Here is a 1,877-nt window from a genome sequence, read left to right on the forward strand (position 1 = left end):
CCCCCGCCCGCCGCACGCCCCCGCCGGGCTCACGGCACCCGGCCGCCCCGAGCGGCGTGTCCCGGCAGGACCCACGGCAGCATCTGACCGCCCCGGGCGGCAGGCCCCCGGCCGGGCTACGGCACCCGGGCCGCCCCGAGCAGCGCGTCCCAGTCGGACAGTTTGACCACGCTCCGCCCCAGCCGTGCGCCGAGCTCGGCCTCGGCCCGCTCGATCGCCAGCCAGCCGTTCCACGGCACGGGTTCCGTGCCGGCCGCCCGCAGGGCCGCGACCGGGTCCGCCGGTACGTCCGTGTGCCCGAGCGCGGGAGCGTCCGCCAGCAGCGAGATCACCGTCTCCTTCGCGCAGGGCCGGTTGGTGCCGATGACCCCGGTCGGGCCCCGCTTGATCCACCCGGCCACGTACTCGCCGGGCGAGGGCGTGCCGTCGCGCAGGACCCGGCCCTCGAGATGCGGGACGGTGCCGCTCGCCGGGTCGAACGGCAATCCCTCCAGGGGCACTCCGCGATAGCCCACCGAGCGCAGCACCAACTGCGCGGGGATGTCCTCGTACCGGCCCGTGCCGGTCACGCCGCCCCGGCCGTCGGGGACCGTCCGTTCGAAGCGGACGGCGCTCACCCGCCCGGCGCCCTCCAGGAGTTCCACCGGGCGCAGGAAGAACCGCAGCCGGATCCGGCGGACGGCCGCCGCGGAGGGCTGCGTCGCCCAGCCGCGCAGCACCTCCACGTTGCGGCGCGGTCCGGCGGGCAGCGTGCCCGGGTCGGCCGGATCCAGCGCCAACTCCTCCTTGTCGACGACGACTTCGGTACCGGGAAGGCCGCCCAGCTCGCGCAGCTCCTTGGTGGTGAAACGGGCCTGCGCGGGACCCCGCCGGCCCACCATGTGCACGTCGGTCAGCCCGCTCGCGGCCAGCACGTCCAGCGCTGCCTGCGGGATGTCGGTGGGGCGCAGCTCCGCCGCCCCGCGGACCAGCATCCTGGTGACGTCCACCGCGACATTGCCCACCCCGACGACCACCGCCGAGCGCACCCCGCGCAGGAAGCCCGCGTCGGCCGCGTCCGGGTGCGCGCTGTACCAGGAGACGAACTCGGTCGCCGACCAGCTGCCCGGCAGGTCCTCGCCGGGGACCCCCAGCCGCCGGTCGGTGGCGGCACCCACGCAGTAGACGACCGCGTGGTACAGCTCCCTCAGCCGCTCCACCGGCAGGCCCCCAGACCCGCCGACCCGGACCCCGCCGAGGAACCGCACCCGCTCGTGCTCCAGCACCGTCCGCAGGCTGCCCTGCAGGGACTTGATCTTCTCGTGGTCGGGGGCGACGCCGTAGCGGACCAGTCCGTAGGGGCACGGCAGCCGGTCCAGGACGTCCACGTGGACCGCGGGGTCACGCTGGACCAGGGTCTGGGCGGTGTAGCAACCGCTCGGCCCGGAACCGACGACGGCGACACGCAGCACAGCGGTACTCCTTGCCCTAAGGAGGGGCGTGCGGACACTTCCAGCATGGCACCGCGGGGATCCGGTGGGCAGGGGCCGGTGGAGTGATCCGGAAGCGCGTCTGTCCGGTCGAAATCTGATCATGCGGTTACGTTCCGTGTGTGCTTGGAGCGACCTTTCTCAACCTCACTGACCGGAACACGGGGGACGGTGCCGTCTCCGTGTGGCCCGCGTGGGAGGTGCGGGAGCACGGCGGCGCCACGAGGTGGTTCCACCTCCGGCTGGCCTTTCCCGACGGTGCCCGGGTCGACGCCCTGGCCGTGCTGCACGGCGGACACGTCTCGGTCGAGGACGTCACGGCCCGGCCTGCCCTCTCCCTCGCCGACCTCACCGCGCTCGCCGACTGGATCGACGGCCCGCTGTCCGAGGCGTGCGGGGTGACGGCAC

The 1,877-nt window shown here is 74.7% G+C and carries 2 protein-coding genes; one reads left to right on the forward strand and one right to left on the reverse strand.

The annotated features are described in order from the left end of the window. Positions 1–116 precede the first annotated feature (116 nt). Positions 117–1,451 carry an FAD-dependent oxidoreductase gene (locus GT045_RS23035; protein WP_161335296.1) on the reverse strand — a complete coding sequence of 445 codons (1,335 nt, stop codon included), beginning with the start codon at positions 1,449–1,451 and terminating at the stop codon, positions 117–119. A gap of 140 nt (positions 1,452–1,591) precedes the next feature. Here GT045_RS23035 and GT045_RS23040 point away from each other — a divergent pair. Further along, a partial coding sequence (locus GT045_RS23040; RefSeq protein ID WP_345942729.1) for a DUF6214 family protein occupies positions 1,592–1,877 on the forward strand: 286 nt, incomplete at its 3' end.

Origin of the sequence: Streptomyces sp. SID486 (genome assembly GCF_009865385.1) — a bacterium.
Taxonomy (GTDB): domain Bacteria; phylum Actinomycetota; class Actinomycetes; order Streptomycetales; family Streptomycetaceae; genus Streptomyces.